This window comes from Geodermatophilus sp. URMC 60, assembly GCF_053502585.1.
In genome coordinates this window covers 3,011,469-3,035,660 of sequence record NZ_CP199958.1, presented here as the reverse complement: position 1 = coordinate 3,035,660, position 24,192 = coordinate 3,011,469, and the positions used below count along the sequence as shown (strand labels likewise).

The 24,192-nt window shown below is 73.4% G+C and carries 24 protein-coding genes, 5 tRNA genes and 1 pseudogene; 16 read left to right on the top strand and 14 right to left on the bottom strand.

Translation table 11 applies throughout. From position 1 onward, the window contains the following. Positions 1 to 16: 16 nt before the first annotated feature. Positions 17 to 211, bottom strand: a complete 195-nt coding sequence (locus tag ACWIX3_RS14445; RefSeq protein ID WP_448608042.1) for a hypothetical protein — start codon at positions 209 to 211, stop codon at positions 17 to 19. Between the two features lie 210 nt (positions 212 to 421). Between ACWIX3_RS14445 and ACWIX3_RS14440 the strand changes: the two genes are divergently transcribed. Beyond that, positions 422 to 979, top strand: a complete 558-nt coding sequence (locus ACWIX3_RS14440) for a dihydrofolate reductase family protein (protein ID WP_448608041.1) — start codon at positions 422 to 424, stop codon at positions 977 to 979. Between the two features lie 120 nt (positions 980 to 1,099). Here the strand turns inward: ACWIX3_RS14440 and ACWIX3_RS14435 are convergent. From ACWIX3_RS14435 to ACWIX3_RS14420, 4 genes are all read right to left on the bottom strand, one after another. Next, positions 1,100 to 1,171: transfer RNA gene (locus ACWIX3_RS14435), tRNA-Val, on the bottom strand. A gap of 25 nt (positions 1,172 to 1,196) precedes the next feature. Further along, a complete protein-coding gene (locus ACWIX3_RS14430; RefSeq protein WP_448608040.1) occupies positions 1,197 to 1,673 on the bottom strand; it encodes a TIGR02611 family protein in 477 nt (158 codons plus the stop codon). Between the two features lie 14 nt (positions 1,674 to 1,687). Then, the gene (locus ACWIX3_RS14425) at positions 1,688 to 2,581 is read right to left on the bottom strand and encodes an anti-sigma factor domain-containing protein (protein WP_448608039.1); all 894 of its coding nucleotides are present in this window, start codon (positions 2,579 to 2,581) and stop codon (positions 1,688 to 1,690) included. After that, positions 2,578 to 3,225: a sigma-70 family RNA polymerase sigma factor gene (locus ACWIX3_RS14420; protein WP_448612473.1), complete on the bottom strand. Its 648-nt coding sequence runs from the start codon at positions 3,223 to 3,225 to the stop codon at positions 2,578 to 2,580. Before ACWIX3_RS14420 ends, ACWIX3_RS14425 begins: the two co-directional genes overlap by 4 nt. Positions 3,226 to 3,354: 129 nt before the next feature. Between ACWIX3_RS14420 and ACWIX3_RS14415 the strand changes: the two genes are divergently transcribed. The 4 genes from ACWIX3_RS14415 (at position 3,355) to ACWIX3_RS14400 (ending at position 4,178) form a co-directional block, all read left to right on the top strand. Further along, entirely contained in the window at positions 3,355 to 3,798 is a 444-nt protein-coding gene (locus tag ACWIX3_RS14415) for an SsgA family sporulation/cell division regulator (protein WP_448608038.1), read from the top strand. 74 nt (positions 3,799 to 3,872) lie between these two features. Then, positions 3,873 to 3,945, top strand: a tRNA-Gly gene (locus tag ACWIX3_RS14410). 41 nt (positions 3,946 to 3,986) lie between these two features. Then, positions 3,987 to 4,057, top strand: a tRNA-Cys gene (locus tag ACWIX3_RS14405). 46 nt (positions 4,058 to 4,103) lie between these two features. Next, positions 4,104 to 4,178 (top strand) — tRNA-Val (locus ACWIX3_RS14400). A gap of 145 nt (positions 4,179 to 4,323) precedes the next feature. Here the strand turns inward: ACWIX3_RS14400 and ACWIX3_RS14395 are convergent. Together ACWIX3_RS14395 and coaE are read right to left on the bottom strand one after the other, a co-directional pair. Beyond that, positions 4,324 to 4,497, bottom strand: coding sequence for a hypothetical protein (locus ACWIX3_RS14395; protein ID WP_448608037.1), 174 nt, complete (start codon positions 4,495 to 4,497; stop codon positions 4,324 to 4,326). Positions 4,498 to 4,595: 98 nt separating this feature from the next. Further along, complete coding sequence (gene coaE, locus ACWIX3_RS14390; protein ID WP_448608036.1) at positions 4,596 to 5,192, bottom strand: dephospho-CoA kinase; 597 nt, start codon at positions 5,190 to 5,192, stop codon at positions 4,596 to 4,598. A gap of 144 nt (positions 5,193 to 5,336) precedes the next feature. On the opposite strand from coaE, the gene ACWIX3_RS14385 reads away from it, so the two are divergent. Further along, the gene (locus tag ACWIX3_RS14385; RefSeq protein ID WP_448608035.1) at positions 5,337 to 5,606 is read left to right on the top strand and encodes a hypothetical protein; all 270 of its coding nucleotides are present in this window, start codon (positions 5,337 to 5,339) and stop codon (positions 5,604 to 5,606) included. Positions 5,607 to 5,804: 198 nt separating this feature from the next. On the opposite strand, the gene rpsA is transcribed toward ACWIX3_RS14385, so the two are convergent. Then, the gene (gene rpsA, locus ACWIX3_RS14380; protein ID WP_448608034.1) at positions 5,805 to 7,265 is read right to left on the bottom strand and encodes a 30S ribosomal protein S1; all 1,461 of its coding nucleotides are present in this window, start codon (positions 7,263 to 7,265) and stop codon (positions 5,805 to 5,807) included. Between the two features lie 215 nt (positions 7,266 to 7,480). On the opposite strand from rpsA, the gene ACWIX3_RS14375 reads away from it, so the two are divergent. Together ACWIX3_RS14375 and ACWIX3_RS14370 are read left to right on the top strand one after the other, a co-directional pair. Continuing rightward, on the top strand, positions 7,481 to 8,335 hold the full coding sequence (locus ACWIX3_RS14375) for a class I SAM-dependent methyltransferase (protein WP_448608033.1): 855 nt from the start codon (positions 7,481 to 7,483) through the stop codon (positions 8,333 to 8,335). Further along, positions 8,236 to 8,520 (top strand): annotated as a pseudogene (locus tag ACWIX3_RS14370) (VOC family protein); the annotation flags it as partial. The gene ACWIX3_RS14375 and the pseudogene ACWIX3_RS14370, both read left to right, overlap by 100 nt. Before the next feature lie 110 nt (positions 8,521 to 8,630). Here ACWIX3_RS14370 and polA read toward each other — a convergent pair. Further along, a complete protein-coding gene (gene polA / locus ACWIX3_RS14365; RefSeq protein WP_448608032.1) occupies positions 8,631 to 11,375 on the bottom strand; it encodes a DNA polymerase I in 2,745 nt (914 codons plus the stop codon). An 86-nt stretch (positions 11,376 to 11,461) separates the two neighbouring features. On the opposite strand from polA, the gene ACWIX3_RS14360 reads away from it, so the two are divergent. After that, the gene (locus tag ACWIX3_RS14360; RefSeq protein ID WP_448608031.1) at positions 11,462 to 11,866 is read left to right on the top strand and encodes a PaaI family thioesterase; all 405 of its coding nucleotides are present in this window, start codon (positions 11,462 to 11,464) and stop codon (positions 11,864 to 11,866) included. 61 nt (positions 11,867 to 11,927) lie between these two features. Here ACWIX3_RS14360 and ACWIX3_RS14355 read toward each other — a convergent pair whose 3' ends face one another. Then, a complete protein-coding gene (locus ACWIX3_RS14355; protein ID WP_448608030.1) occupies positions 11,928 to 12,572 on the bottom strand; it encodes a GNAT family N-acetyltransferase in 645 nt (214 codons plus the stop codon). A 289-nt stretch (positions 12,573 to 12,861) separates the two neighbouring features. Here ACWIX3_RS14355 and ACWIX3_RS14350 point away from each other — a divergent pair, with 289 nt between their 5' ends. The 5 genes from ACWIX3_RS14350 to ACWIX3_RS14330 all read left to right on the top strand — a co-directional run bounded on the left by ACWIX3_RS14350 (position 12,862) and on the right by ACWIX3_RS14330 (position 17,577). Then, entirely contained in the window at positions 12,862 to 14,133 is a 1,272-nt protein-coding gene (locus tag ACWIX3_RS14350; protein ID WP_448608029.1) for a branched-chain amino acid ABC transporter permease, read from the top strand. Positions 14,134 to 14,136: 3 nt separating this feature from the next. Further along, entirely contained in the window at positions 14,137 to 15,135 is a 999-nt protein-coding gene (locus tag ACWIX3_RS14345; protein ID WP_448608028.1) for a branched-chain amino acid ABC transporter permease, read from the top strand. After that, positions 15,125 to 16,153 carry an ABC transporter ATP-binding protein gene (locus tag ACWIX3_RS14340; protein ID WP_448608027.1) on the top strand — a complete coding sequence of 343 codons (1,029 nt, stop codon included), beginning with the start codon at positions 15,125 to 15,127 and terminating at the stop codon, positions 16,151 to 16,153. The genes ACWIX3_RS14345 and ACWIX3_RS14340 overlap by 11 nt, the downstream gene beginning before the upstream one ends. Next, positions 16,150 to 17,022, top strand: coding sequence for an ABC transporter ATP-binding protein (locus ACWIX3_RS14335; protein WP_448608026.1), 873 nt, complete (start codon positions 16,150 to 16,152; stop codon positions 17,020 to 17,022). Before ACWIX3_RS14340 ends, ACWIX3_RS14335 begins: the two co-directional genes overlap by 4 nt. A 135-nt stretch (positions 17,023 to 17,157) precedes the next feature. Continuing rightward, the gene (locus ACWIX3_RS14330; protein ID WP_448608025.1) at positions 17,158 to 17,577 is read left to right on the top strand and encodes a DUF7712 family protein; all 420 of its coding nucleotides are present in this window, start codon (positions 17,158 to 17,160) and stop codon (positions 17,575 to 17,577) included. Between the two features lie 92 nt (positions 17,578 to 17,669). Here the strand turns inward: ACWIX3_RS14330 and ACWIX3_RS14325 are convergent, their stop codons facing one another. Then, entirely contained in the window at positions 17,670 to 19,016 is a 1,347-nt protein-coding gene (locus ACWIX3_RS14325) for an ABC transporter substrate-binding protein (RefSeq protein WP_448608024.1), read from the bottom strand. Between the two features lie 191 nt (positions 19,017 to 19,207). Continuing rightward, positions 19,208 to 19,810 carry an ANTAR domain-containing response regulator gene (locus ACWIX3_RS14320; RefSeq protein ID WP_448608023.1) on the bottom strand — a complete coding sequence of 201 codons (603 nt, stop codon included), beginning with the start codon at positions 19,808 to 19,810 and terminating at the stop codon, positions 19,208 to 19,210. A 71-nt stretch (positions 19,811 to 19,881) separates the two neighbouring features. On the opposite strand from ACWIX3_RS14320, the gene ACWIX3_RS14315 reads away from it, so the two are divergent. Further along, positions 19,882 to 19,955: transfer RNA gene (locus ACWIX3_RS14315), tRNA-Leu, on the top strand. A 134-nt stretch (positions 19,956 to 20,089) separates the two neighbouring features. Next, on the top strand, positions 20,090 to 21,790 hold the full coding sequence (locus ACWIX3_RS14310; protein WP_448608022.1) for an aminotransferase class V-fold PLP-dependent enzyme: 1,701 nt from the start codon (positions 20,090 to 20,092) through the stop codon (positions 21,788 to 21,790). A gap of 42 nt (positions 21,791 to 21,832) precedes the next feature. Here the strand turns inward: ACWIX3_RS14310 and ACWIX3_RS14305 are convergent, their stop codons facing one another. Together ACWIX3_RS14305 and pyk are read right to left on the bottom strand one after the other, a co-directional pair. Beyond that, the gene (locus ACWIX3_RS14305) at positions 21,833 to 22,714 is read right to left on the bottom strand and encodes an acyl-CoA thioesterase (RefSeq protein WP_448608021.1); all 882 of its coding nucleotides are present in this window, start codon (positions 22,712 to 22,714) and stop codon (positions 21,833 to 21,835) included. After that, the gene (gene pyk, locus ACWIX3_RS14300) at positions 22,711 to 24,126 is read right to left on the bottom strand and encodes a pyruvate kinase (RefSeq protein ID WP_448608020.1); all 1,416 of its coding nucleotides are present in this window, start codon (positions 24,124 to 24,126) and stop codon (positions 22,711 to 22,713) included. Before pyk ends, ACWIX3_RS14305 begins: the two co-directional genes overlap by 4 nt. Positions 24,127 to 24,192 lie beyond the last annotated feature (66 nt).

The window sequence follows — 24,192 nt, the reverse complement described above, 5'->3', positions numbered from 1 at the left end:
CCGTGCCGGGACGGCGTCAGCCGCGGCACCGCCGTCCGGCCACCCGGGGCCGGGCGGGTGGCAGCAGCGCCGCCCGGGCGCTCTCCCGCCGGCGCCGCACCGCCCGCCGGAACGCCTGGCGACCCGGGCCGGTCCCCGGCGGGTGCGCGTACCAGCCGTACCCCGCGTCGACGGTCACGTCGGTGTCGAGGGCGAGGTCCAGTTCGACCACCGCGCGCAGGGTGAGCAGGTCCGGGCCGGGCCACCCGGGTGCCGGCGGGACGACGGGACCGGGCTCGTCGGGAACCGCCGCATCGTGCCAGGGCGGCGCGCTGCCCACCGATGAGAACCCGGATCGGCCAGGGTCTCCCTGGACGACGCCGACCACCGGCCCGCGCGGCACCCGCCGCGACCGGGCCGCAGCACACACGGAGGAGCACACATGGGCGCGATCAGGGTGCACGAGTTCACCACCGTCGACGGGGTCGTGGACGCACCGATGTGGACGATGGACTACGGGTTCCCCGACGACCTGGCCGCCTCCATCGGGGCGCTCACGGCCCCGGCGAAGGGCATCCTGCTGGGCCGCACCACCTTCGAGATGTTCGCGCCGGCCTGGTCGACGCGGACCGCCGAGGACGACGAGGGGGCGCCGTTCTTCAACGACACCCCCAAGTACGTCGTCTCCTCGACCCTCACCGACGCCGAGTCGGTGTGGCGCAACTCCACCGTGGTCGGCGGCTACGACGCCGACCGGATCCGCGAGCTCAAGGAGCAGGGCGATCTCTACGCCAGCGGCAGCGCCACGCTGGTGCGGGCCCTGCTGGCCGACGGCCTGGTCGACGAGCTGCACCTCTACGTCTACCCGGTCGCCGTCGGCACCGGCATCCGGCTGTTCCCCGAGGGCAGCGCGCAGAAGCTCGCGCTGCTGGGCGCGGAGGGCCTGAGCAACGGGGTGGTCCACCTCACCTACGGACCGGCCGCCGCGACAGCCGGGTGAGCACCGCAGCGACCTCTGGGAGCGGGGCGCGGAGCCCGGCGCGGTGTCGCGCCACGGGGACCGCCTGACCCCCGGACGACGGGAGGCCCGGGTCCGACGGACCCGGGCCTCCCGTGCGGGTGGGCGATACTGGGTTCGAACCAGTGACCTCTTCGGTGTGAACGAAGCGCTCTACCACTGAGCCAATCGCCCCTGCGTCAGCCATTCTGCCAGACGCTCAGCGCCAGAGTGGGACCCACCCCGGCACCCAGTCCGGGACCCCCATGACGTGCAGCACGACCACCAGGACGCCGTAGACGAAGGCGGCGGTGGCCAGCGCGACGGCGACCCGGACCCACGCCCGCTGCCGGCCGAGCCACTCGGTCCACGCCCGGACGTGCCGGCGGGTGAAGTCCAGCAGCCGCTCGGCCCAGGTGAACTCGGTGGCCAGCAGGAACAACCCGGCGATGACGGTGAGCCAGCCGGGTCCGGGCAGCGGGATGGTGACCAGCCCGAAGGCCACGACGACTGCTCCGACGGCGCCGACGACGAGGCGGTAGGCGTGGTCGAGGGGACGGCGGGCGGCCAGGCGCTGCCGCCAGTGCGTGCCCGCCACGCGCTCCCGCAGGCTGCGGTGGCCGTCCTCGGCCGGGTGGGCCCGCCGCGCACCGGCCGCGGGGACCACCGGCTGCTGCCCGGTGCCGGAGGAGGCCACCGTCTCCGGACCGTTCAGCTGGGCACCTCCCCCGACGCGACGACGTCACCGGGCTCCGGTGGAGCCGAGCGGCCGGGCTCGAGGCTCACCGCGTAGCCGGTGTAGGCGTCCAGCCCAGGCGACCCCGAGCCTACGGTCCACAGGGCCGGTTGCGGGGACGTGACGTCGAAGGTGCCCAGCGAGGCGGGCGCGCCGGCACCGGTCCCCCACACCACGTACGTCTGCTCCTGGACGTCGTTGGGCGCCAGGCCCTGGGAGACCACCTGCACCTGGCCGTCGCGGGCGACGACGGTGGCGACCGTCGCGCCGTCGGCGGACAACGGCGCGATCGTCGCCCGGCCGGGGACCAGCAGCGCGTCGACCAGCTCGGCCTGCTCGGCGGCGGTCGCCTGCGCCTCCTCCCGGGCCGAGCTGAGCACCACGTTCCACGTGCCGAGGGCGAGGATCGCCGCGACCGCGGCGGCCACGAGCGCGCTGGGCAGCACCCGGCGCCACGGGGACCGCTGGTACGCCGCGCCCGTCGGCAGCGGCGCCCGGTGCGCGCCCGCGGGCGTGGTCCGGACCTCGAACCGGTACACGGGGACCGGGCCGTCCGTGGCCGCCGCGGGGTCCGGCGGTGGCGTCCGCTCGTCCTCGCGAGCCGGGCGCGGCAGCTGCTCGGTCCCCTCCACCGCGGCGTGCAGCCGGTCGCGCAGCCGCTCCGGGGGGTCGGCCGGCGGCAGGCCGACGGCCAGGGCGCCCAGGACGTCGGTGGTCTCGGTCACCGTCTGCCGGCACCGGGGGCACGTCGGCAGGTGGGCGGCGAAGCGCTCCTCGTCCTCCGGCTCGAGCGCGTGCAGCGCCCAGCCGACGGCGAGTTCGTCGAAGGCCTCGTGTCCTCCGCGCCGCGGATCCCCGGCGGCGGTCACCGGCTCGTCCCGTCGGCCGGCGCGGACTCGCCGAGGGCGCCGCCCGGAGCGACGCCCGCGCCGCCGAGCTCCTCGCGGAGCCGGCGCATCCCGGCGAGCATGCGCGTCTTCACCGTGCCCAGCGGCGTACTGGTCAACGCCGCGACCTCCCGCTGTGTGTATCCGCCGTAGTAGGCGAGGGTCAGCGCCTCCCGCTGGGGGCCGGGCAGGGCGCTCAGTGCGCCGCGCACCTGCTCGGACACCACCCGGCTCCACGCCTCGTCCTCCACGTCGCGCGACGACGTCGGGGTCGAGAGGGCGAGGTCGTCCTCGGCCCTGGTCTGCCGACGGCGGTGCGACTCCTCCCGGCGGACGGCGTCGACGGCCTTGTGGTGCACCATCGCCATCAGCCAGGAGGCGAAGGAGCCCCGTGCGGCGTCGAAGGCCCCGGGGTCGCGCCAGACGCTGAGGAACACGTCCTGCACGACGTCCTCGGCCAGGACGTCGTCGGCGAGGATCCGCCGGGCCAGCGCGAAGGCCGGGCGGCTGTAGCCGTCGTAGAGCTCGTCCACGGCGCTCCGGTCGCCTCCGCGCATGCGCAGGAGGAGGGCGGCGCCCGCGGGGCCGTCCCCGACGTGCCGTGCCGGACCGCTCACGAGCCCCATCGTCACACGCGGTCTTCGCAACAGGCAGGCGACGTGGTTCAGATGTGCCCGGAACGGGCACACAGAGGAGCGACACGCCCGGAGATCATCCGGACGTCACCTCGGTCAGGGAAGGTCGTTGCTCCAGTCATGATCAACCGCGCCACGCCTGGATACACGTGCCCGACGACGCTGCACCTGGTCGGTCCGCAGTCGTGGACGGAGGTCCCCGCGCTGCTCAGCTACGAGGTGAGCGACCCGTTCGCCGTGCGGATCACCTTCGGCGACGGCGCCGAGGAGGACGGCATCTCCTGGCTCGTGGGCCGGGACCTGCTGCAGGCCGGCCTCGACCAGCCCGCGGGCGAGGGCGACGTGCGGCTGTGGCCGTCCCGCACGTCGGGCGACGTCCTCTTCCTCCACCTGCGCGCGCCCTCGGGCGAGGCGCTCTTCGAGGTGTCCCGCGGCACGGTCGCCGGCTTCCTCCAGCTGACCGCCGGCGTCGTCCCGTTCGGCGAGGAGTCCTCGGTGGTCGAGGTGGACGGCGAGCTGGCCGCCCTGCTGTCCAACGGCGGGGCCGACCCGACGGGTCGTTGACCTCAGGGGGACCCCCTGCGAACCCCCTCCCGGGGTCGGGTATGGTTCTCCCTGCACGACAGCAACACAGCAACGCGGACGTGGCTCAGCTGGTAGAGCATCACCTTGCCAAGGTGAGGGTCGCGGGTTCGAATCCCGTCGTCCGCTCGGAACCTCGGGCGCTGGTCCTCGGATCGGCGCCCGCGTGCGGTGGAGTGGCCGAGAGGCGAGGCAACGGCCTGCAAAGCCGTCTACACGGGTTCAAATCCCGTCTCCACCTCGGCACCGCCGAGATCGGTGGAGCGGACCGGCCGGCAGGCCGGATCGGGCGATTGGCTCAGTGGTAGAGCGCTACCTTGACACGGTAGAGGTCACTGGTTCGAACCCAGTATCGCCCACCAGCACGAGAGGCCCGGGTCCGGCAGACCCGGGCTTCTCGTCGTCCCGGGACGCCGGCGGCCGCTCGGCGGCGACCTCCACACCTCAGCTCCGGGCCGGGCGGGCCGGCAGGCTGCGCCCGATCGGTCCACCGGGGTGGTCAGGACCTCACGTCGCGACCGCGGCTTCCCCGGCCTCCGTCCGCCGGGCCGCCTCCCGCGCCTGCCGGCGGGAGTGCCAGGCGTGGCCCGCGGACGCGAGGGCCATCGCCGTGTGGAGGACCGCGATCCACAGGTCGTCGTCGTCGAGCCACTGCAGGACGGCCAGGACGGCGAACAGCACGGCCGGCCCCACCCACGTGCGGGCGGTGCTCCGCGCGCCCGCTCGGCGTCGCGGTTCCTCGGGACCTCGGGCTCGGCGTGCCCCCGGCGAGCGCGACCTCAGCCGAGGGCGGGCGCCACGCGTTCGGCCCAGAAGCGCTCGACCTGCGCCTCGAGCTCCTCGACGGTGCCGCTGTTGTCCAGCACGACGTCGGCGACGGCGCGGCGCTGCTCGTCGGTGGCCTGGGCCGCGATCCGGGCACGGGCGTCGTCCTCGGACAGCCCCCGGCCCACCAGCCGCCGCACGCGGGTGCCCGGGTCGGCCTCGACGACGAGCACCAGGTCGTACGAGCCGGCCTGGCCGGTCTCCACGAGCAGGGGCACGTCCTGCACCACCACGGCGTCCGGGGGCGTCGCGGCGACCAGCTCGGCGGCGCGGGCGCGCACCAGGGGGTGCACGATGCCGTCGAGACGGCGGCGGGCGTCGGGGTCGGCGAACACCACGGCGGCCAGGGCCGGACGGTCCAGAGCCCCGTCGGGAGCCAGCACCCCGGGCCCGAAAGCCGCGACGACGGCCTCCAGGCCCGGCGTCCCCGGCTCGACGACCTCGCGGGCGATGCGGTCGGCGTCCACGATGCGCGCACCACGCGCGGCCAGCAGGCCGGCCACCGTGCTCTTGCCCGATCCGATCCCGCCGGTCAACCCGATCCGCAGCACGCACGGACAGTAGCCAGCGCCCGGGAGACGGTCACGGACGGGTAACACCCGACCGTCGTGCCCGGCGCGTCGCTCCAGTCACACGTGCCCCATGGGCAACTCTCAGCTCGGCGATCTTCCCCGCCCAGAGAGGCAGAACCGACCATGTCCCGTCCCGCGCACGCCGCCCCTTCGTCGACCCCCGCCGCCACCCGGCGCGGCCCCGGTCGGCACCGGCTCGACCGCCCGACCGGCGTGCGCTGCACGGATCTGCCGATGGTCCGCGAGCGGCTGGAGCGCAACGCCGCCCGCCCGCGGAACGCCTTCCTGCGCTGGCTGTCGGCGACCGCCCCGGCCGGCCGGCACACCTGGCAGTTCCTCGCGAACTCCGGCGGCCGCCCGCGCACCGCGTTCGCGATCATCCTCAGCCTCTGAGAGCGGACCACCCTTCCCCCACGCCCCGCCAGCTCGGCGCGGCCCCTGCAGGGTCCCGCCGCGAGCTCGGGGGTGGCGGGGGCAGGGGGTCCTCCAACTCGTCCCTCCAGGGGATGGGAGGGACGACCGAGGCCCGGGACCCCGCGGGATCCCGGGCCTCGGCCTCAGGTGGTGCTGCTCAGCCGCGCTGAGCGGGGGTCACTCGCCGCCGGCGAGCTTGGCCCGCAGCGCCGCGAGCGCCTCGTCGCTGGCGAGCGTGCCGCCGGAGGTGTCCCCGGTCTCGGCCTCGCCGCTCGAGTAGTTGCCACCGGCCGCCGCCTCGGCGTCGGCCGCGCGGGCGTCGGCGATCTGCTTGCGGTGCGCCTCGAAGCGGGCCTGGGCCTCGGCGTACTGCCGCTCCCACGTCTCGCGGGCCTCGTCGTAGCCCTCGAGCCACTCGCCGGTCTCCGGGTCGAAGCCCTCGGGGTAGATGTAGTTGCCCTGCTCGTCGTACGAGGCGGCCATGCCGTAGGCGGCCGGGTCGAACTGCTCCTCGTCGCCGATGACGCCCTCGTTGGCCTGCTTGAGCGACAGCGAGATGCGGCGCCGGTCGAGGTCGATGTCGATGACCTTGACCAGGATCTCGTCGCCGACCTGCACGACCTGCTCGGGGATCTCCACGTGGCGCTCGGCCAGCTCGGAGATGTGCACCAGACCCTCGATGCCCTCGTCGACGCGGACGAACGCACCGAAGGGCACCAGCTTGGTGACCTTGCCGGGCACGACCTGGCCGATCTGGTGGGTCCGGGCGAACTGGCGCCACGGGTCCTCCTGCGTCGCCTTCAGCGACAGCGAGACCCGCTCACGGTCCAGGTCGACGTCGAGGACCTCGACGGTGACCTCCTGGCCGACCTCGACGACCTCGGAGGGGTGGTCGATGTGCTTCCAGGACAGTTCGGAGACGTGCACCAGACCGTCAACGCCACCCAGGTCCACGAACGCACCGAAGTTGACGATCGAGGACACGACGCCGGTGCGGACCTGGCCCTTGGCGAGCTTGTTGAGGAACTCGCTGCGGACCTCGGACTGGGTCTGCTCCAGCCACTGCCTGCGGGAGAGGACGACGTTGTTGCGGTTCTTGTCGAGCTCGATGATCTTGGCCTCGAGCTCGCGGCCCACGTAGGGCTGCAGGTCGCGGACGCGGCGCATCTCGACCAGCGAGGCGGGGAGGAACCCGCGCAGCCCGATGTCGAGGATGAGACCACCCTTGACGACCTCGATGACGGTGCCGGTGACGACCTCGTCGGCTTCCTTCTTCGCCTCGATCGTGCCCCAGGCGCGCTCGTACTGGGCGCGCTTCTTGGACAGGATCAGGCGGCCTTCCTTGTCCTCCTTCTGGAGGACGAGGGCTTCCACCTCGTCGCCGACGCTGACGACCTCGTTGGGGTCGACGTCGTGCTTGATGGACAGCTCGCGCGAGGGGATGACGCCCTCGGTCTTGTAGCCGATGTCCAGCAGCACCTCGTCCCGGTCGACCTTGACGATGACGCCTTCGACGATGTCGCCGTCGTTGAAGTACTTGATCGTCTGGTCGATCGCCGCGAGGAAGTCCTCGGCGGTGCCGATGTCGTTGACGGCGACCTGGGGGGTGCTGTTAGGACGGACCTGGGTGGAGGTCATGTGGTCGAGTGCTCCGGACGGGGGGTGCGTAGGGACAGAACGACCCGCGGCCGGGTGACCGCGGGGAGCGGGGAGAGCCGGCGCGCGCCGATCCCCTGGCGGGTTCAGCACTGACAGACCTCTGGCGCATTCCCATGGTACGGAGCCCGGGAGCACCCGGTCCACCTGGGTACGACCCCTCACCGGACCCCGCGGCGTGTCACGATCGGCGTGTCATGGACACCCCGGCCGCTCCCCCGCCCGACCTGCCGTTGGCCGACGACGGCTACCCCGCGCCGAGCGGGGTCGCCCGCCGGCCGGCGGGGACGGCGGAGTCGGTCCGGGCCAACCGGCGCTGGTGGGACGCCGCGGCGCCGGCCTACCTCGCCGAGCACGGCGGAGACCTGGGGGACGTCGACTTCCTGTGGTGCCCCGAGGGGCTGCGCGAGTCCGAGGCGCACCTGCTCGGGGACGTCGCCGGGCGCCGGGTGCTCGAGGTCGGCTGCGGGTCCGCGCCGTGCGCGCGCTGGCTGCGCCGCGAGGGGGCCGACGTCGTCGCGCTCGACCTCTCCGCCGGCATGCTGGCCCGGGCCGCCGGGCTCAACCGCGCCACCGGCATCGACGTCCCGCTGCTGCAGGCCGACGTCGGGGCGCTGCCCCTGGCGACGGCGAGCGCGGACCTGGCCTGCTCGGCGTTCGGCGGGCTGCCGTTCGTCGCCGACGTCGAGGGCGCACTGGCCGAGGTGGCCCGGGTGCTGCGGCCCGGCGGGCGCTTCGTCGCCTCGGTGAACCACCCGTTCCGCTGGCCGCTGCCCGACTCCCCCGACCCCGAGGACCTGCGGGTCGTCTCCTCCTACTTCGACCGGACGCCGTACGTGGAGACCGACGGGGCCGGCCGCAGCGTCTACGTCGAGCACCACCGCACCGTCGGCGACTGGGTGCGCGCCGTCGTGGGCGCGGGGCTCGTCCTCGAGGACCTGGTCGAGCCGGAGTGGACGACGGGCCGCACCCAGGAGTGGGGCCAGTGGTCCCCCGCCCGCGGGGCGCTGGTCCCTGGGACGCTGGTCCTCGTCTGCGCGAAGCCCGGCTGACCTGCCGGACTCCCGGCCGTGCTGACGGTCGGCGTGGTGGCCCTGGGCGTCGCGGACGTCCAGCGCTGCAGCGGAGCGAGACGCCGCCGCAGGACCACCCGCGGGTGCACCTGGACCTGCACGCCGCCGACGCCGCCGAGCAGGAGGCCGAGACCGCGCGCCTGGGGGCGCTCGGCGCCGAGCGGGTAGACTGGACGGCCATCGGGACGACCCGGACCTCGTCGTCCTCGCCGACCCCGACGGCAAGCGCTCCTGCATCGTCGACCTCAGCCCCGGTTGAGCGCGGCGCCCCCACTCAGTGGGCGGCCTCGTTCCAGGTCCGGCCGAAGCCGACCGAGACCTCCAGCGGCACCGAGAGCTGCGCGGCGCCGGCCATCTCGCGGCGGACCAGCGTCTCCAGCGCCTCCCGCTCTCCCGGCGCCACCTCGAGCACGAGCTCGTCGTGCACCTGCAGCAGCGTCCGGGAACGCAGTCCCTCGTCGGCGATGGCCTGCTCGACCCGCAGCATCGCCACCTTGATCACGTCCGCGGCCGAGCCCTGGATGGGGGCGTTGAGCGCCATCCGCTCGGCCATCTGCCGACGCTGACCGTTGTCGCTGGTCAGGTCGGGCAGGTAGCGGCGGCGCCCCAGCGTCGTCTCGGTGTACCCGGTCTGCCGGGCGTCGTCCACGACGCCGTCGAGGTACTCGCGGATGCCGCCGAAGCGCTCGAAGTAGGCGTGCATCTGCTCGCGCGCCTCCTCGGTGGTGATGCGCAGCTGCGAGGCCAGCCCGTAGGCCGACAGGCCGTAGGCCAGGCCGTAGCTCATCGCCTTGATCCGGCGGCGCATCTCCGGGTCGACGTCCTCGATCGGGATGTCGAACGCCCGTGACGCCACGAAGGAGTGCAGGTCCTCCCCCGACGTGAAGGCCTCGATGAGCCCCTCGTCGCCGGAGAGGTGCGCCATGATCCGCATCTCGATCTGGCTGTAGTCCGCCGTCATCAGCGACTCGTAGCCGGAGCCGACGATGAACGCCTGCCGGATCCGGCGGCCTTCCGCGGTGCGGATCGGGATGTTCTGCAGGTTCGGGTCGGTCGAGGAGAGCCGGCCGGTGGCGGCGATCGTCTGCTGGAACGTCGTGTGGATGCGCCCCACGTCGTCGACCATCGGGATGAGGCCGTCGATGACGGTGCGCAGCCGGGTGACGTCGCGGTGCCGCAGCAGGTGCTCGAGGAACGGGTGCCCGGTCTGCGCCAGCAGGTTGGTCAGCGCCTCGGCGTCCGTCGTGTACCCGGACTTGATCTTCTTGGTCTTCGGCAGGCCCAGCTCGTCGAAGAGCACCGACTGCAGCTGCTTGGGCGAGCCGAGGTTCACCTCGCGACCGATCACCGCGTACGCCTCTGCGGCCGCGGCGGCCACCCCGTCGGCGAACTCCCGCTGCAGCTCGTGCAGGAAGTCCAGGTCGGCGGCGATGCCGCGCTGCTCCATGCGGGCCAGCACGAAGGTCAGCGGCAGCTCGATCTCGCCGAGCAGCGAGTCGCCGCCGCGCTGGCCGAGCACGGACTCGAGCGCGTCGGAGAGGTCGTTGACCGCGACGGCCTTGAGGACGTCGGCGTGCGCGGCCTCCCGGGCGAGGTCCTCCTCGGAGGGCCCCATCCCGTCCAGCGTCAGCTGGGTCTCCTCGGCGGCGGAGTCCTTCAGCTCGCGGCGCAGGTAGCGGACGGCGAGGTCGCCCAGGTCGAAGGACCGCTGCCCGGGGAGCGCCAGGTAGGCGGCCAGCGCGGTGTCGCTGACCACGCCGGCGAGGTCCCAGCCGCGGGCCCAGACCGCCAGCAGCGGCCCCTTGACCTCGTGCACGACCTTCTGGGTGGCCGGGTCGGCGAGCCAGGCGGCCAGCGCCTGCTCGTCGGCGGCGTCGAGGTCGGGGCCCAGGTCGACGAAGGTCGCGCGGTCGTTGGCCGCGGCCAGCGCCAGGCCGGTCAGCTCGCCGGTGCCGCGCGCCCAGGTGCCGCGGAAGATCAGCCCCGTGCGGCCGGTGCGGGCGTGCTCGGCGAGCCAGTCGCCCAGGCCTCCCGCGGGCACCTCGTCCTCGGTGACGTCGAAGCCGCCCTCGGCCTCCGGCTCGGCGCTGGTGAGCGTGGCGAACAGCCGGTCGCGCAGCACCCGGAACTGCAGGTTGTCGAAGAGGGTGTGCACCTCGTTGCGGTCCCAGGGCCGGACGGCGAGGTCGGCCGGGCCGAGCTCCAGCGGCACGGCGCGGTCCAGCTCGGTCAGCCGCCGGTTCTGCAGCACCGAGGACAGGTGCTCGCGCAGCTTGTCGCCGACCTTGCCCTTCACCGTGTCGACCCGGTCGACGAGCGCGTCGAGCGAGCCGTACTCGCGGACCCACTTGGCCGCGGTCTTCTCCCCCACGCTCGGGATGCTCGGCAGGTTGTCGCTGGGGTCGCCCCGCAGTGCCGCGAAGTCGGGGTACTGCGTGGGCGACAGGCCGTACTTGGCCTCGACCTCCTCCGGCGTGAACCGGGTCAGGTCCGAGACCCCCTTGCGCGGGTAGAGCACGGTGACGTGCTCGTTGACCAGCTGCAGCGCGTCGCGGTCGCCGGTGCAGATGAGCACGTCCATGCCCTGCTCGACGGCGGCCACGGTGAGCGTCGCGATGACGTCGTCGGCTTCGTAGCCCTCGGCGGTGATGACCGGGATGTGCAGCGCGGCCAGCACCTCCTGGATCAGGCTGACCTGGCCGCGGAAGTCGGTCGGGCTCTCGCTCCGGTTGGCCTTGTACTCCGCGTAGATCTCGCTGCGGAAGGTCTTGCGGCCCACGTCGAAGGCGACCGCCACGTGCGTCGGCTGCTCATCGCGCAGCACGTTGATCAGCATCGACGTGAAGCCGTAGACCGCGTTGGTCGGCTGCCCGGTCGTCGTCGAGAAGTTCTCGACCGGCAGGGCGAAGAAGGCGCGGTAGGCCAGCGAGTGACCGTCGAGCAGCAGCAGCCGCGGGCGCTGGGCGGCCGGGGAGGCCGTCGGAGCGGTGGGCGCAGAGGTGGCAACCGGAGCGGACATCGACGCCGATCCTAGGTGCGCCCTCCGACACGGCCCGCCGCCGAGCCCAGGGCCCGCGCCGGCGCGGCGCTGGCTACGGTGCCGGGGTGACCGCCGACCCTCCCACCTGGCTCGACGCCGGGCGGATGAGCCCGCTGGACGACAAGCTGGGCATCCGGATCACCGACTTCGACCCCGACCACGTCGTCGCCACCATGCCGGTCGAGGGCAACCAGCAGCCGTTCGGCCTGCTGCACGGCGGCGCCACCTGCTCGCTGGTCGAGACCGTCGGCTCCTGGGCCGCGGCGCTGGGCGCGGGCCCGGGCCGGCAGGCGGTCGGGGTGGAGCTCAACGTCAGCTACCTGCGGGCGGCCACCGAGGGGGTCGTCACCGCCGTGGCGACGCCGGTCCGCCGCGGCCGCACGCTGGCGACCTTCACCGTCGAGGTCACCGACGAGCAGGGGCGCGTGACCGCCACCGCCCGGCTCACCTGCATGCTCCTCTCCGCCTGAAGGAGGATCCCGTCCCCCTCACCGCTCGCGGGCTCGCGGCGGGCCTCTGGACGGGGCCGCGTCACCGCTCAGCGGCGTCGAGCAGCGGCACCAGCCGCGACGGCGGACGACGGCGCACCGACGGGCGGCGCGGCACCGGGACGGGGCCCCCGCCGCGCTGCCAGACCGCCAGCGTCCGCTCGAGGGTCTCCCGGGGCACGATCCGCCGGGTGGTCAGCGGTGCGAACCCCAACCGGGCGAAGAAGCGCTGCCGCTCGGCCTCGTGCCCGCCGACCGCCGCCACGACGTGCGCGGCGCCCACCTGGGAGGCGTGGGCCACGGCGGCCGAGAGCAGCGCGGCACCGGCGCCGCGCCGCCGGTGGTCGCGGTGGACGACGAGGTTGTCGACGGTCACCTGCGGGACGCCGAGCACCACCGACAGCGGGTCGACCCCGAGCACGGCCAGACCCACGGCCAGCTCGCCGCCGTCCCCGCCGCCGTCGGGCGCGTTCGGGCCGGGCAGCACGGCCAGCACGACCCGGTGCGCCGGGTCGGCGAGCAGCCGGCGGAAGCCCGCCGCGGCCGCGACCCCCGGGGTCTGACCGGTCAGCACCCCCTCGGCGTGGGCCTCCGCGCGGTGCTGGCGCACCAGGGCCAGCACGGCGGGCAGGTCGGCGGGACGCGCAGCGCGCGTCGTGACGCGGGACCGGGAACCGGGAACTGACACGAGGGCCTCCCTGGACGGTGGCCAGAGCGTGCACCCGGCGACGGGCGTGATCACGACGGCGCGCCGCCGTGGGACGGGCGTGACGCATGCGGCGTGTCGCGGACAGGTAACAGCTGGGCGCGAGGACGACGAACCGCAACACCGCTGGGTTACCGTCCCCCGTCATGCACAGAGCCAGGGAGGTCGAGTGACGCACGCACCAGGCCGTGTACCGGGACGCGGTGCACCCAGGGGACCCGCCCCTGTCCGGCACCGGTCCGCACGGAGATCCCGTGCCGCCGGTGGCCGGATGCTGCTCCGCCTGCTCCTGCTGAGCGTCCTCGGCGGCCTCGCCCTGACGCTGGCGCCAGGTACCGCGTCGGCGCAGACCGAGGAGACCACGGCCTCCGAGCAGGTGTCGGGCACCCTGCGGACCAACGCCAGCGGGCCGATCGAGGGCGTGGAGGTGGTCGTCACGACCGCCGACGGTGCCGACGTCGACACGGCGGAGACCGACGAGAACGGCCAGTGGGCGGTGCCGCTGCCGGGGCCGGGCCAGTACACGGTCACCATCGACGCCGAGGACCTGCCCGAGGGCGTGGTGCTCACCGGGGAGAACAGCCGCACGGTCACCGTCGACGCGGGCCGCAACCAGGGCGTGATCATCGCGCTCAGCGACGGCAGCCGGGAGGCCGGCGGCGGCACCGTCCGATGGGTGCAGCTGCTCGTCGAGGGCCTGCGCTTCGGCCTGCTCATCGCCATGGCGGCGGTCGGCCTCTCGCTGATCTTCGGCACCACCGGGCTGACCAACTTCGCGCACGGCGAGCTGGTGACCATCGGCGCGATGGCCGCGTGGTTCATCAACGTGCAGGGCGGCGTGCCGCTGATCCCGGCCGCACTGATCGCCATGGTGATCGGCGCGGGGGTCGGGGCGCTCAACGAGCTGGCGATCTGGCGGCCGCTGCGCCGGCGCGGCACCGGCCTGGTCGCTGCGCTGGTCATCTCGATCGGCCTGTCGCTGCTGCTGCGCTACCTGTACCAGATCATCTTCGGCGGCGGCTCGGAGGCGTACGCCGACTACCGGGGCCAGCGGGCGGTCGACTACGGCCTGTTCACCATGACCAACGCCGACCTGTCGTCGATCGTCATCGCGCTGGTCGTCCTGGTGCTGGTGGCCGTCATGCTGCAGCGCACCAAGATCGGCAAGGCGATGCGGGCGGTCGCCGACAACCGCGACCTCGCGGCGTCCTCGGGCATCAACGTCAACCGGGTGATCCTGGTCGTCTGGATGATGGGCGGCGCGCTCGCGGCCCTCGGCGGCGTCCTGCTCGGCCTCTCCGACGAGGTGCAGTGGGACATGGGCTTCCGGCTGCTGCTGCTCATGTTCGCCGGGGTGACCCTCGGCGGTCTCGGCACCGCCTACGGCGCCCTCGTGGGCAGCATCGTGGTGGGTGTCTTCGTGCAGATGTCGACGCTGGTCATCCCGAACGACGTCAAGTACGTCGGCGGGCTGCTCCTGCTGATCGTCATCCTGATCGTGCGGCCGCAGGGCATCCTCGGCAGCCGGGTGAGAGTGGGCTGAACGATGGGTGAGCTGATCGACGCCTTGGCCATCGCGCTCAAGGCCGGCCTGGGTTTCCAGGCCGTCTTCCTCGCGCTGCTGGCCATCGGCATCAACGTGCAGTTCGGCTACGCCGGGCTGCTGAACTTCGGGCAGATCGCCTTCGCGATGCTCGGCGGCTACGGCATCGCCATCTCGGTGAGCCAGTGGGGCCTGCCGTTCTGGGTGGGCGTCGTCGTCGGGCTGCTCGCCGCGGTCGTCCTGGCCCTCCTACTGGGTCTGCCGACCCTGCGGCTGCGCGCCGACTACCTCGCCATCGCGACCATCGCGGCGGCCGAGGGACTGCGGCTGCTGTTCCGCTCGGTGTCGGCCACCCCGGTCACCAACGGCACCCGCGGCCTGTCCGGCTTCAACGCCGACTTCGTGGCCATGGCGCCGTGGGACACCTCCCGCCGCTATCCGATCCTGGGCACCCAGTGGAGCGGCGCGGAGCTGTGGGTGACCGCGGTGGGGTGGATCCTCGTCGCGCTGTCGTGCCTGCTGATCTGGCTGCTCGTGCGCAGCCCCTGGGGCCGGGTGGTGAAGTCCATCCGCGAGGACGAGGACGCGGTGCGCGCGCTCGGCAAGAACGTCTACGTCTACAAGATGCAGGCCCTGGTCCTCGGTGGCGTGCTCGGCGCCCTGGGCGGCATGGTCTACGCCCTCGGCACCGCGTCGGCCAACCCCGACCAGTACCAGAACGCCAACACGTTCCTGGCCTACGCCGCCCTCATCCTCGGCGGCGCGGCCCGCGTCCTCGGCCCGGTCGTCGGCGCGATGCTGATGTTCTTCATCATCCAGTTCGCCGACACCGGCCTGCGTACGCTCATCGACAACGGTGTCATCCCCGAGGACCTGCTCTCGGCGACCGACGTGGCTCAGATCCGGTTCGTGCTGATCGGGCTCGGACTCATGCTGCTGCTGGTCTTCCGGCCACAGGGCATCTTCGGCGACCGACGAGAGGTGATGCTCGATGCCCGCTGACCACACCCCCGGCCAGCCGGCCCCGCACGGCGCGCACGCCGCGTCCCTGGACCCGGCGGCGACCGGCGGAGCACCCCGCCTGCTCGCCCGGGCCGCGCTGCGCGACGTCCCCTGGGAGATCGGGGTGGCCAAGCCCGACCCGGCCATCGTCGTCGACGGGGTCACCCGCACCTTCGGTGGTCTCACCGCGGTGTCGGTCGACCACCTGGAGGTGCAGCGCGGCGGCATCACCGGCCTGATCGGGCCCAACGGTGCCGGCAAGACGACGCTGTTCAACCTGCTGACCGGCTTCGACCAGCCCAACACCGGCACGTGGTCCTTCGACGGCCGCTCGCTGGGCAAGCTGGCGCCGCACCAGGTGGCCCGGCTGGGCGTCGTCCGCACCTTCCAGCTGACCAAGGCTCTCTCGCGGCTGACGGTGCTGCAGAACATGCTGCTCGGCGCCCAGGGGCAGCGGGGCGAGAGCTTCCTGCGCGCGCTGGTCCCGAGCACCTGGCGCGGCCAGGAGCGGGCGAACACCGAGAAGGCGATGGACCTGCTCACCCGCTTCAAGCTGGACCGGAAGAAGGACGACTTCGCCGGCACGCTCTCCGGCGGCCAGCGCAAGCTGCTGGAGATGGCCCGCGCGCTCATGAGCGACCCGAAGGTCGTCATGCTCGACGAGCCGATGGCCGGCGTGAACCCGGCCCTCACCCAGAGCCTGCTCGGGCACGTCAAGGACCTGCGCGAGCAGGGCATGACGGTCGTGTTCGTCGAGCACGACATGGACGTCGTCCGCGACATCAGCGACTGGGTCGTCGTCATGGCCGCCGGCAAGGTCATCGCGGAGGGCCCGCCGGAGTCGATCAGCCAGAACCAGGCGGTCGTCGACGCCTACCTCGGCGCGCACCACGACGCCCCGCTCACCGTCGAGGAGGAGGACCGCGTCCTCGCCGAGGCCGAGGCGGCCATCGCCCGCGAGGAACACGCCGACGGCGACGTCATCGGCTCCGACACCCGACGCGAGGAGGACCGATGAGCACCATGGACGACCCGGCCATGGAGGACCCGATGTTCCAGGTCGGGCACTCCGACGGCGGCACCCCCGACCAGCGGGCGATCGCCGGGGAGATGTCCCGGGCCGAGCTGGCCGCCACCCGCGAGGAGCACGTGCGGCTCGCCGAGGACGCGCTGGTCCGCGCCGACGAGCTGGTCGCCGGGTACGTGCCCGGCGTCAACATCCTCAACGGCTGCGACTTCTACCTGCAGGACGGCGAGCTGGTCGGCATCATCGGCCCGAACGGAGCCGGGAAGTCCACGCTGCTCAAGACGCTGTTCGGGCTGATCCCGGTGCGCTCGGGCACGGTGAGCCTCCGCGGCGAGGAGATCACGTCCGCGCCGGCCCACCGGCTCGTCTCCCTGGGTGTCGGCTACGTGCCGCAGAACAACAACGTGTTCCCCTCGCTGACCATCGAGGAGAACATGCAGATGGGCGCCTACCTGCGGCCCAAGGTCTTCCGCGAGCGCTTCGACTACGTGGCCGACCTGTTCCCGCTCCTGGGGGAACGCCGCAAGATCAAGGCCGGGTCGCTGTCGGGCGGTGAGCGGCAGATGGTGGCCATGGGGCGCGCGCTGATGATGGAGCCGTCGGTCCTGCTGCTCGACGAGCCGTCGGCCGGCCTCTCCCCCGCCTACCAGGACGAGGTGTTCATCCGCTGCCGGCGGATCAACGCGACCGGTGTCTCGATCATCATGGTCGAGCAGAACGCCCGCCGGTGCCTGCAGATCTGCGACCGCGGCTACGTCCTCGACCAGGGCCGCAACGCCTACACCGACACCGGTGACTCGCTCATGCACGACCCCAAGGTCATCGAGCTCTACCTGGGGACGCTGGCCAAGGCGCACTGAGGAAGGGGAAGGACCCCGCTGCCCCCCACTCGCGAGCTCGTGGCGGCGCCCTGCAGCGGGGCCGTTCCAGCACCTCACCAGTACGGCGCCGGTCCCCTGTGGGGCCGGCGCCGTCGTGCTGGGTAGGCCACGGGCATGAACTGGACCTGGGATCTGCGGTCCCGCGACGGCGGGATGAACGGCCTGGAGTTCGCGCGCTGCACGACGGCGAGCGGCTTCTCCCGCGTGCTGGTGCACGCCGCGCCCGCCCAGCTGCACCTGGAGGTGCGGACCGACGACGGCGCGCTGGTGCTGCGTGCCGACGCCGACCGGGACGGCGACTACTCGCCCCTCACCCTGCTCGAGTTCGACGGCGGACAGGTCCGCCGGAGCGAGGTGTGGCCGGGGCCGGAGCTGTACGGCCTGCCGGTCCTGCTGCCCGGCGGCGAGGTCGGCGTCCTGACCTCCTGGGAGCACGCCGGGGACCACAGCTGGTGGCGCTGGTCCGTGGAGTTCTCCAACCACACCGGCCGGCCGGCCGACTGGCGGCCGCCGGGACAGCACGTGCAGCGCTGACCGGGCCCGGACACACCGGTGGCCCGGCCCCCACGCGGGGTGCCGGGCCACCGGGCCGGTCGGTCAGGCGCCGCGGTGGACGCCTGCGGGGATCAACGCGCCGGGCCGATGCCCTGCGAGTTGAGACCCTCGAGGATGCGCGCGGACTCCTCGAAGCCGATCACCACGATGGCATCGGGGGCGAAGTCCACCATCTGCTGGATCTCGGCGTCGTAGTTCGCCGCCTGCGGGTCGTAGGTCAGCGTCTGGATGCTGTCCTCGGCCAGGCCCGCCGCGATCAGGTTCTCGCGGGTGTTCTCCATCAGACCGGTGCCGTACGGGTCGTTGAGCGCCATGATCCCGACGGTGTTGTTGCCGTCGTTGATGATCAGGTCGGACAGCGCCCGGGCCTGCAGCGTGTCCGGCGGCGCGCTGCGGAAGTACAGCCCGTTGTCGTTGTAGTCGGTGAACTGGTCGGAGGTGTTCGCCGGCGAGAACTGGACGACACCGGCACCGGTGATCCGGTCGATGACGGTCAGGCTGACGCCCGAGGACGCCGCGCCGATGATGGCGTTGGCGCCGCCCTGCAGCAGGCGGTCGACCGTCTGGGTCGCGGTGTCGGTCGAGGCGTCACCGGAGTCACCCTCGATGAGCTGGACCGGCTGGCCCAGCACGCCGCCGGCGGCGTTGATGTCGTTGACCGCCAGGCGGGCGCCGGCGACCTCGGGCGGGCCGAGGAACGCCAGGTTCCCGGTCAGCGGCAGCAGGGTCCCGATCACGAGCGGCTCGCCGGTGGCGCCGGGCGCGGCGGGGGCCGGGCCCTCGTCGCTCGTGGCGTTGGCCTCGTCGCCGGCGAGGACGAAGTCGGTGGCGTCCTGGTCGAGCTGGTTGTCCTCGCCGAACTGCAGGATGCCGAAGCTCGCCTCCGCCGGCTCGCCGGCGTCGGTGAAGCTCAGCGGACCGGAGATGCCGTCGTAGTCGACGTTCCCGCCGTTGTTGACGATCTCCAGGCAGGCCGCGAAGTCGGTGCACTGCTCGCCGCCCACGGTGATCCCGTTGATGAACGCCTTGAAGACGTTCGCGTCGTTGGTACCGGCCGCCTGCGCGGCGAGTGCCGTGACGATCACCGCGTCGTAGGTCTCGCCGGCGTAGTTGTAGTCCTGCAGGTTCGGGTCGATCTCGAGCAGCCGGTCGGTGAACTCCGAGCCGAGGTCGGTGAGCGGCGTCGTGCCCTTCATGCCGGCCAGGGAGCCCGGCGCGGTGAAGGACTCACCCAGCGCGTTGCCCATGTTGCCGTCGGTGCCGTAGACGTTGACCGCCTGCTCGCCGCCGCCGCCCGTTCCGCCGGCCGCGTCACCGCCGCCGCCTCCTCCTTCGTCGCCACCGCCGCTGCAGGCGGTCAGGACGAGGAGGGCCGCGGCCGCGACGGCGGCGTTGCGCGCGAGGATGCCTGTGCGCATCAAACAACTCCCACTGTGGTGTCGGTCGTGCTCCCGTCCGCCCAGGCGGGCGACCGGTCAGTGGGGGGAAGGTAACTGCCGGATCCGGAGCTGGAGCAGGGGTCGACCGGACCGTGATCAGGTCGTGACCTCCCGGCTTCCGCCTCGTCACACGGCGTGTCGGGCACGCGACCGGCGTCACACCGCAGGCGTCAACTGCCCGTCGTCGGGTCCGTGGCGGCCTGCGGCTGCAGGATGCGCTGCGCGAGGGCCTTCATCGACGTGCGCTCGTTCATCGCCGTCCGCTGGATCCACCGGAAGGCCTCGGCCTCGGTGAGCCCCTGGTCGGCCATCAGCTTGCCCTTGGCCTGCTCGACCACCTTGCGGGTCTCCAGGCGCTCCTCGAGCGTGCGCACCTCGCCGTCCAGGGCGGTCATCTCGGCGAACCGGCCCCGTGCCACCTCGATCGCCGGCACCAGGTCGTTCTTGGAGAACGGCTTGACGAGGTAGGCCATCGCGCCGGCGTCACGGGCCCGTTCGACCAGCTCCCGCTGGCTGAAGGCGGTGAGCACGATGACCGGGGCGATGCGCGCCGAGGCGATCTGCTCGGCCGCCGAGAGCCCGTCGAGGACCGGCATCTGGATGTCGAGGACGACCAGGTCCGGCCGCAGCTCGGTGGCCTGGTCGACGGCCTGCTGTCCGTCGCCCACCTCCGCGACGACGGTGTACCCCTCCTCCTCGAGCATCTCCTTGAGGTCGAGGCGGATGAGCGCCTCGTCTTCGGCGATGAGGACCCGGATCGGCTCGCTGCTCACGCGCCGGAGCCTAGCGATGCCGGGCGGAACTCGAAGGCCCGTTAGGCTGCTGCACGACCGCCGGCCGGTACGCCCCCGTACCCCAATCGGCAGAGGGAGCGGATTCAAAACCCGCGCAGTGTGCGTTCGAGTCGCACCGGGGGCACCTCGACATCGCGGTCCTCCGGACCGCACCGCACTACATGCCGTCCCCGACCACCACTGCGCCCCGGTCGCGCGGGACCCTCGGGTCCCCGCTCGCCCGGCAGGACGCCGGGACCAGGCCATTACGGTGGGGCCGTGAGCGAGCCCGAGCCGACGTCGTCCGCACCGCACATGACCCCGGAGCAGTTCCGTCGGCACGGCCACGAGGTCGTCGACTGGATCGCCGACTACTGGACGCGGGTCGGCTCGCTCCCCGTCCGCTCCCCCGCCGCCCCCGGCGACGTGCGCGCCGCACTGCCCGACGCCCCGCCCGAGCAGGGCGAGCCGTTCGGCACCGTCCTGGCCGACCTCGACCGCGTCGTCCTCCCCGGGCTCACCCACTGGCAGCACCCCGGCTTCCTCGGCTACTTCCCGGCCAACACGTCCGGGCCCTCGGTGCTCGGCGACCTGGTCTCGGCGGGCCTGGGCGTGCAGGGCATGTCGTGGGTGACCAGCCCGGCGGCCACCGAGCTCGAGCAGCACGTCCTCGACTGGTTCGCCGGCCTGCTCGGCCTGCCGGAGACCTTCCTGTCGACCGGGCCCGGTGGCGGGGTGGTGCAGGACTCGAGCTCCGGGGCCAACCTCGTCGCACTGCTAGCGGCCCTGCACCGGGCCAGCGGCGGCGCGACGGTGCGCTCCGGTGTGCGGCCCGACGAGTGCACCGTCTACGTCTCCGCGGAGACGCACTCCTCGATGGAGAAGGCCGTGCGCATCGCCGGCCTCGGCAGCGACGCCGTCCGCATCGTCGAGGTGGACGGCGACCTGGCGATGCGCCCGCAGTCCCTGAAGGCGCGCCTGGAGCGGGACGTCGCCCGCGGCTACCGCCCGGTGCTGGTCTGCGCCACCGTGGGGACGACGTCGACGACGGCGGTCGACCCGCTCGCCGAGCTGGGCCCGATCTGCCGCGATGCCGGCGTGTGGCTGCACGTGGACGCCGCCTACGCGGGCGTGAGCGCGGTCGTCCCCGAGCTCCGAGGGCTGCAGGCCGGCGTCGAGTGGGCCGACAGCTACACCACCGACGCGCACAAGTGGTTGCTCACCGGCTTCGACGCGACGCTGTTCTGGGTGGCCGACCGGGCCGCGCTGACCGGCGCGCTGGCGATCCTGCCGGAGTACCTGCGCAACGCCGCGACCGACGCCGGCGCGGTCGTCGACTACCGCGACTGGCAGATCGAGCTCGGCCGCCGCTTCCGCGCGCTCAAGCTGTGGTTCGTGCTGCGGTGGTACGGCGCGGAGGGGCTGCGGGCGCACATCCGGTCCGGCGTCGCGCTCGCGCAGGAGCTGGCCGGCTGGGCGGCGGCCGACGACCGCTTCGAGGTCGTCGCCCCGCATCCGCTCTCGCTGGTGTGCCTGCGCCCGCGCTGGGCCGACGAGGTGGACGCCGACGTCGCCACCATGACGCTGCTCGAGCGGCTCAACGACGGTGGCGAGGTGTTCCTGACCCACACCACCGTCCGCGGCCAGGTGGTGCTGCGGGTGGCGATCGGCGCGCCGTCGACGACGCGGGCGCACGTCCAGCGGGCCTGGACGCTGCTGTGCGAGGGCCACGACTGGCTGGCCGCCGACTTCGCCGAGTCCGCCGCCGAGCGCGCGCGGGAGGAGGCCGAGCGCCGCGCCGCGGCCGAGCGGGCTCGCGAGGAGGCCGCCCGCGCCCAGACCCCGCCGGCCCCGGTCGAGACCCCCGCCGCGCAGGACGAGACGGCCACCCAGGCCCGGGCCCAGGAGGACCTGACGCCGCCGCAGGCCACGCTCCCCGAGGGGGCCGGCCGCCCGGAGACCGACGCGGCCCCTCTGTAGGGCCCCGCCACGAGCTCGCGAGGGGTGGGGCAGCGGGGTCCTTCAGCCGCGCAGCGACCGGATGAGGCCCTGCTGCGCGACCGTGGCCACGTGCGTGCCGTCGGCCGCCCACAGCTGGCCGAAGCACAGCGCCCGGCCGCCGGAGGCCGCGGGGCTGTCGGTCTCGTAGAGGAACCACTCGTCGGCCCGCACCGGCGCGTGGAACCACACCGCGTGGTCGAGGCTGGCGCCGACGTACTCCCCGCCCCAGCCGCCGCCGGTGCGGGCCAGCCCGGCCGAGAGCAGGGTCAGGTCGCTGACGAAGGTCAGTGCCGCGCGGTGCACGTTGCCGTCCTCGGGCAGCCGGCCGGCGACCCGCATCCAGACGCAGGTGCGGGTGTCCGGCGGCGACTTCGGCGTCCGGTCGAAGGGGTCCTCGAGCAGCCGCTGCTCCACCGCCTGGCTGATGGCGAGCGCAGCGGCGGCCCGCTCCCCGTGGGGCGCGACGACCTCGGGCAGGCTCGGCAGGGTCTCCGGCGCCGGCACCTCGGGCATCGGCAGCGCGTGCTCGACGACCGGGGTCTCGGGGACCGCGGCGTCGGCGGTGAGGGCGAAGATCGCCACGTCCTCACCCCGGCGCCGCTGGCAGGCGATGACCCGCCGGGTGCTGAACGTGCGCCCGTCCCGGATCCGCTCGACGGCGTAGCGGATCTCCTCGTGCGGGTCGCCGGGCCGGAGGAAGTACGAGTGCAGCGAGTGCACGCTGCGCTCACCCGGCAGCGTCCGTGCAGCCGCCATGAGGGCCTGCCCGGCCACCTGCCCGCCGAAGATGCGCTGCAGTGGCGTCCGCGGCGTCTGCCCGACGTACAGGTCGGGTTGGCGCTCCTCGAGATCGAGGACCGCCATCAGCGACGCGGCCTGGCTGCCGTCCTGCAGGCCCGTCACGAGTCGGTGCCCACCTCGTGCACCCGGATGAGGTTGGTCGACCCCGGGGTGTTCGGGGGGCTGCCGGCGACGACGACGACCCGGTCGCCCTCCTTGAGGCGGCCGATGGACAGCAGGGAGAAGTCGACCTGCCGGACCATGTCGTCGGTGTGGTGCACCTCGGGGACCAGGAAGGTCTCCACGCCCCAGGACAGTGCCAGCTGGCTGCGCACCCGCGCGTCGACGGTGAAGGCGAGCAGCGGCATCCGGGGGTGCAGCGCGGCCAGCCGCCGGGCGCTGCCGCCGGTCTGCGTGAAGGTGGCCAGGGCCTTGACGTCGAGGGACTCGGCGATGTCCCGGGCGGACCGGACGATGGCGCCGGACCGGGACCGCGACCGGCGGACCAGCTCGGGAACGCGCACGCCGTCGCTCTCGACGGTGTCGATGATCCGCTCCATGGTCCGCACCGCGGCGATCGGGTAGCGCCCCACCGAGGTCTCCCCCGACAGCATCACCGCGTCCGCGCCGTCCAGGACGGCGTTGGCGACGTCCGAGGCCTCCGCGCGCGTGGGCCGGGAGTTGGTGATCATGGACTCGAGCATCTGGGTGGCCACGATGACCGGCTTGTTGCGCTCGCGGGCCGCCTGCACCGCCCGCTTCTGCACCAGCGGCACCTGCTCCAGGGCGAGCTCCACGCCCAGGTCACCGCGGGCGACCATGACCCCGTCGAAGGCCTCGACGATGGCCTCCAGGTTCTCCACCGCCTCGGGCTTCTCCAGCTTGGCGATCACCGGGACGTAGACGTCCTCCTGGCGCATGACGTCGCGCACCAGCTCCACGTCGCGCGGCGAGCGCACGAAGGACAGCGCGACGAAGTCGACGCCCATGTGCAGGGCGAAGCGGAGGTCCTCCTCGTCCTTGTCCGACATCGCCGGCACGCTGACCGCGACGCCGGGCAGCGACAGGCCCTTGTTGTTCGACACCTCGCCGCCCTCGACGACGAGGCACGCCACGTCGGGGCCCTCGATCCCGACGACCGACAGCGCCAGCTTGCCGTCGTCGACCAGCAGCCGGTCGCCCACCTTGGCGTCGGCCGCCAGGCCCTTGTAGGTGGTGGAGACCCGCTCGGCGGTGCCCTCGACGTCGTCCACGGTGATGCAGACCCGGCTGCCCGTCTCCCAGGTGACCGGGCCGTCGGTGAAGGTGCCGAGACGGATCTTGGGGCCCTGCAGGTCGGCGAGGATGGCGACGGCGCGACCGGTGCGGTCGGACGCCTCACGCACCATGCGGTAGGCCCGCTCGTGGTCGGCGTGCGCGCCGTGGCTGAAGTTCAGCCGGGCGACGTCCATCCCCGACTCGACGAGGGCGGTGACCTGCTCCAGGGAGCCGGTCGCCGGACCGAGCGTGCAGACGATCTTCGCGCGACGGGACATGGGTCAGACGCTAGTGGCGCGGCCCGGCGAGCGCCGGGAGGGTGCACTGTGACGTCGCTCGGCACG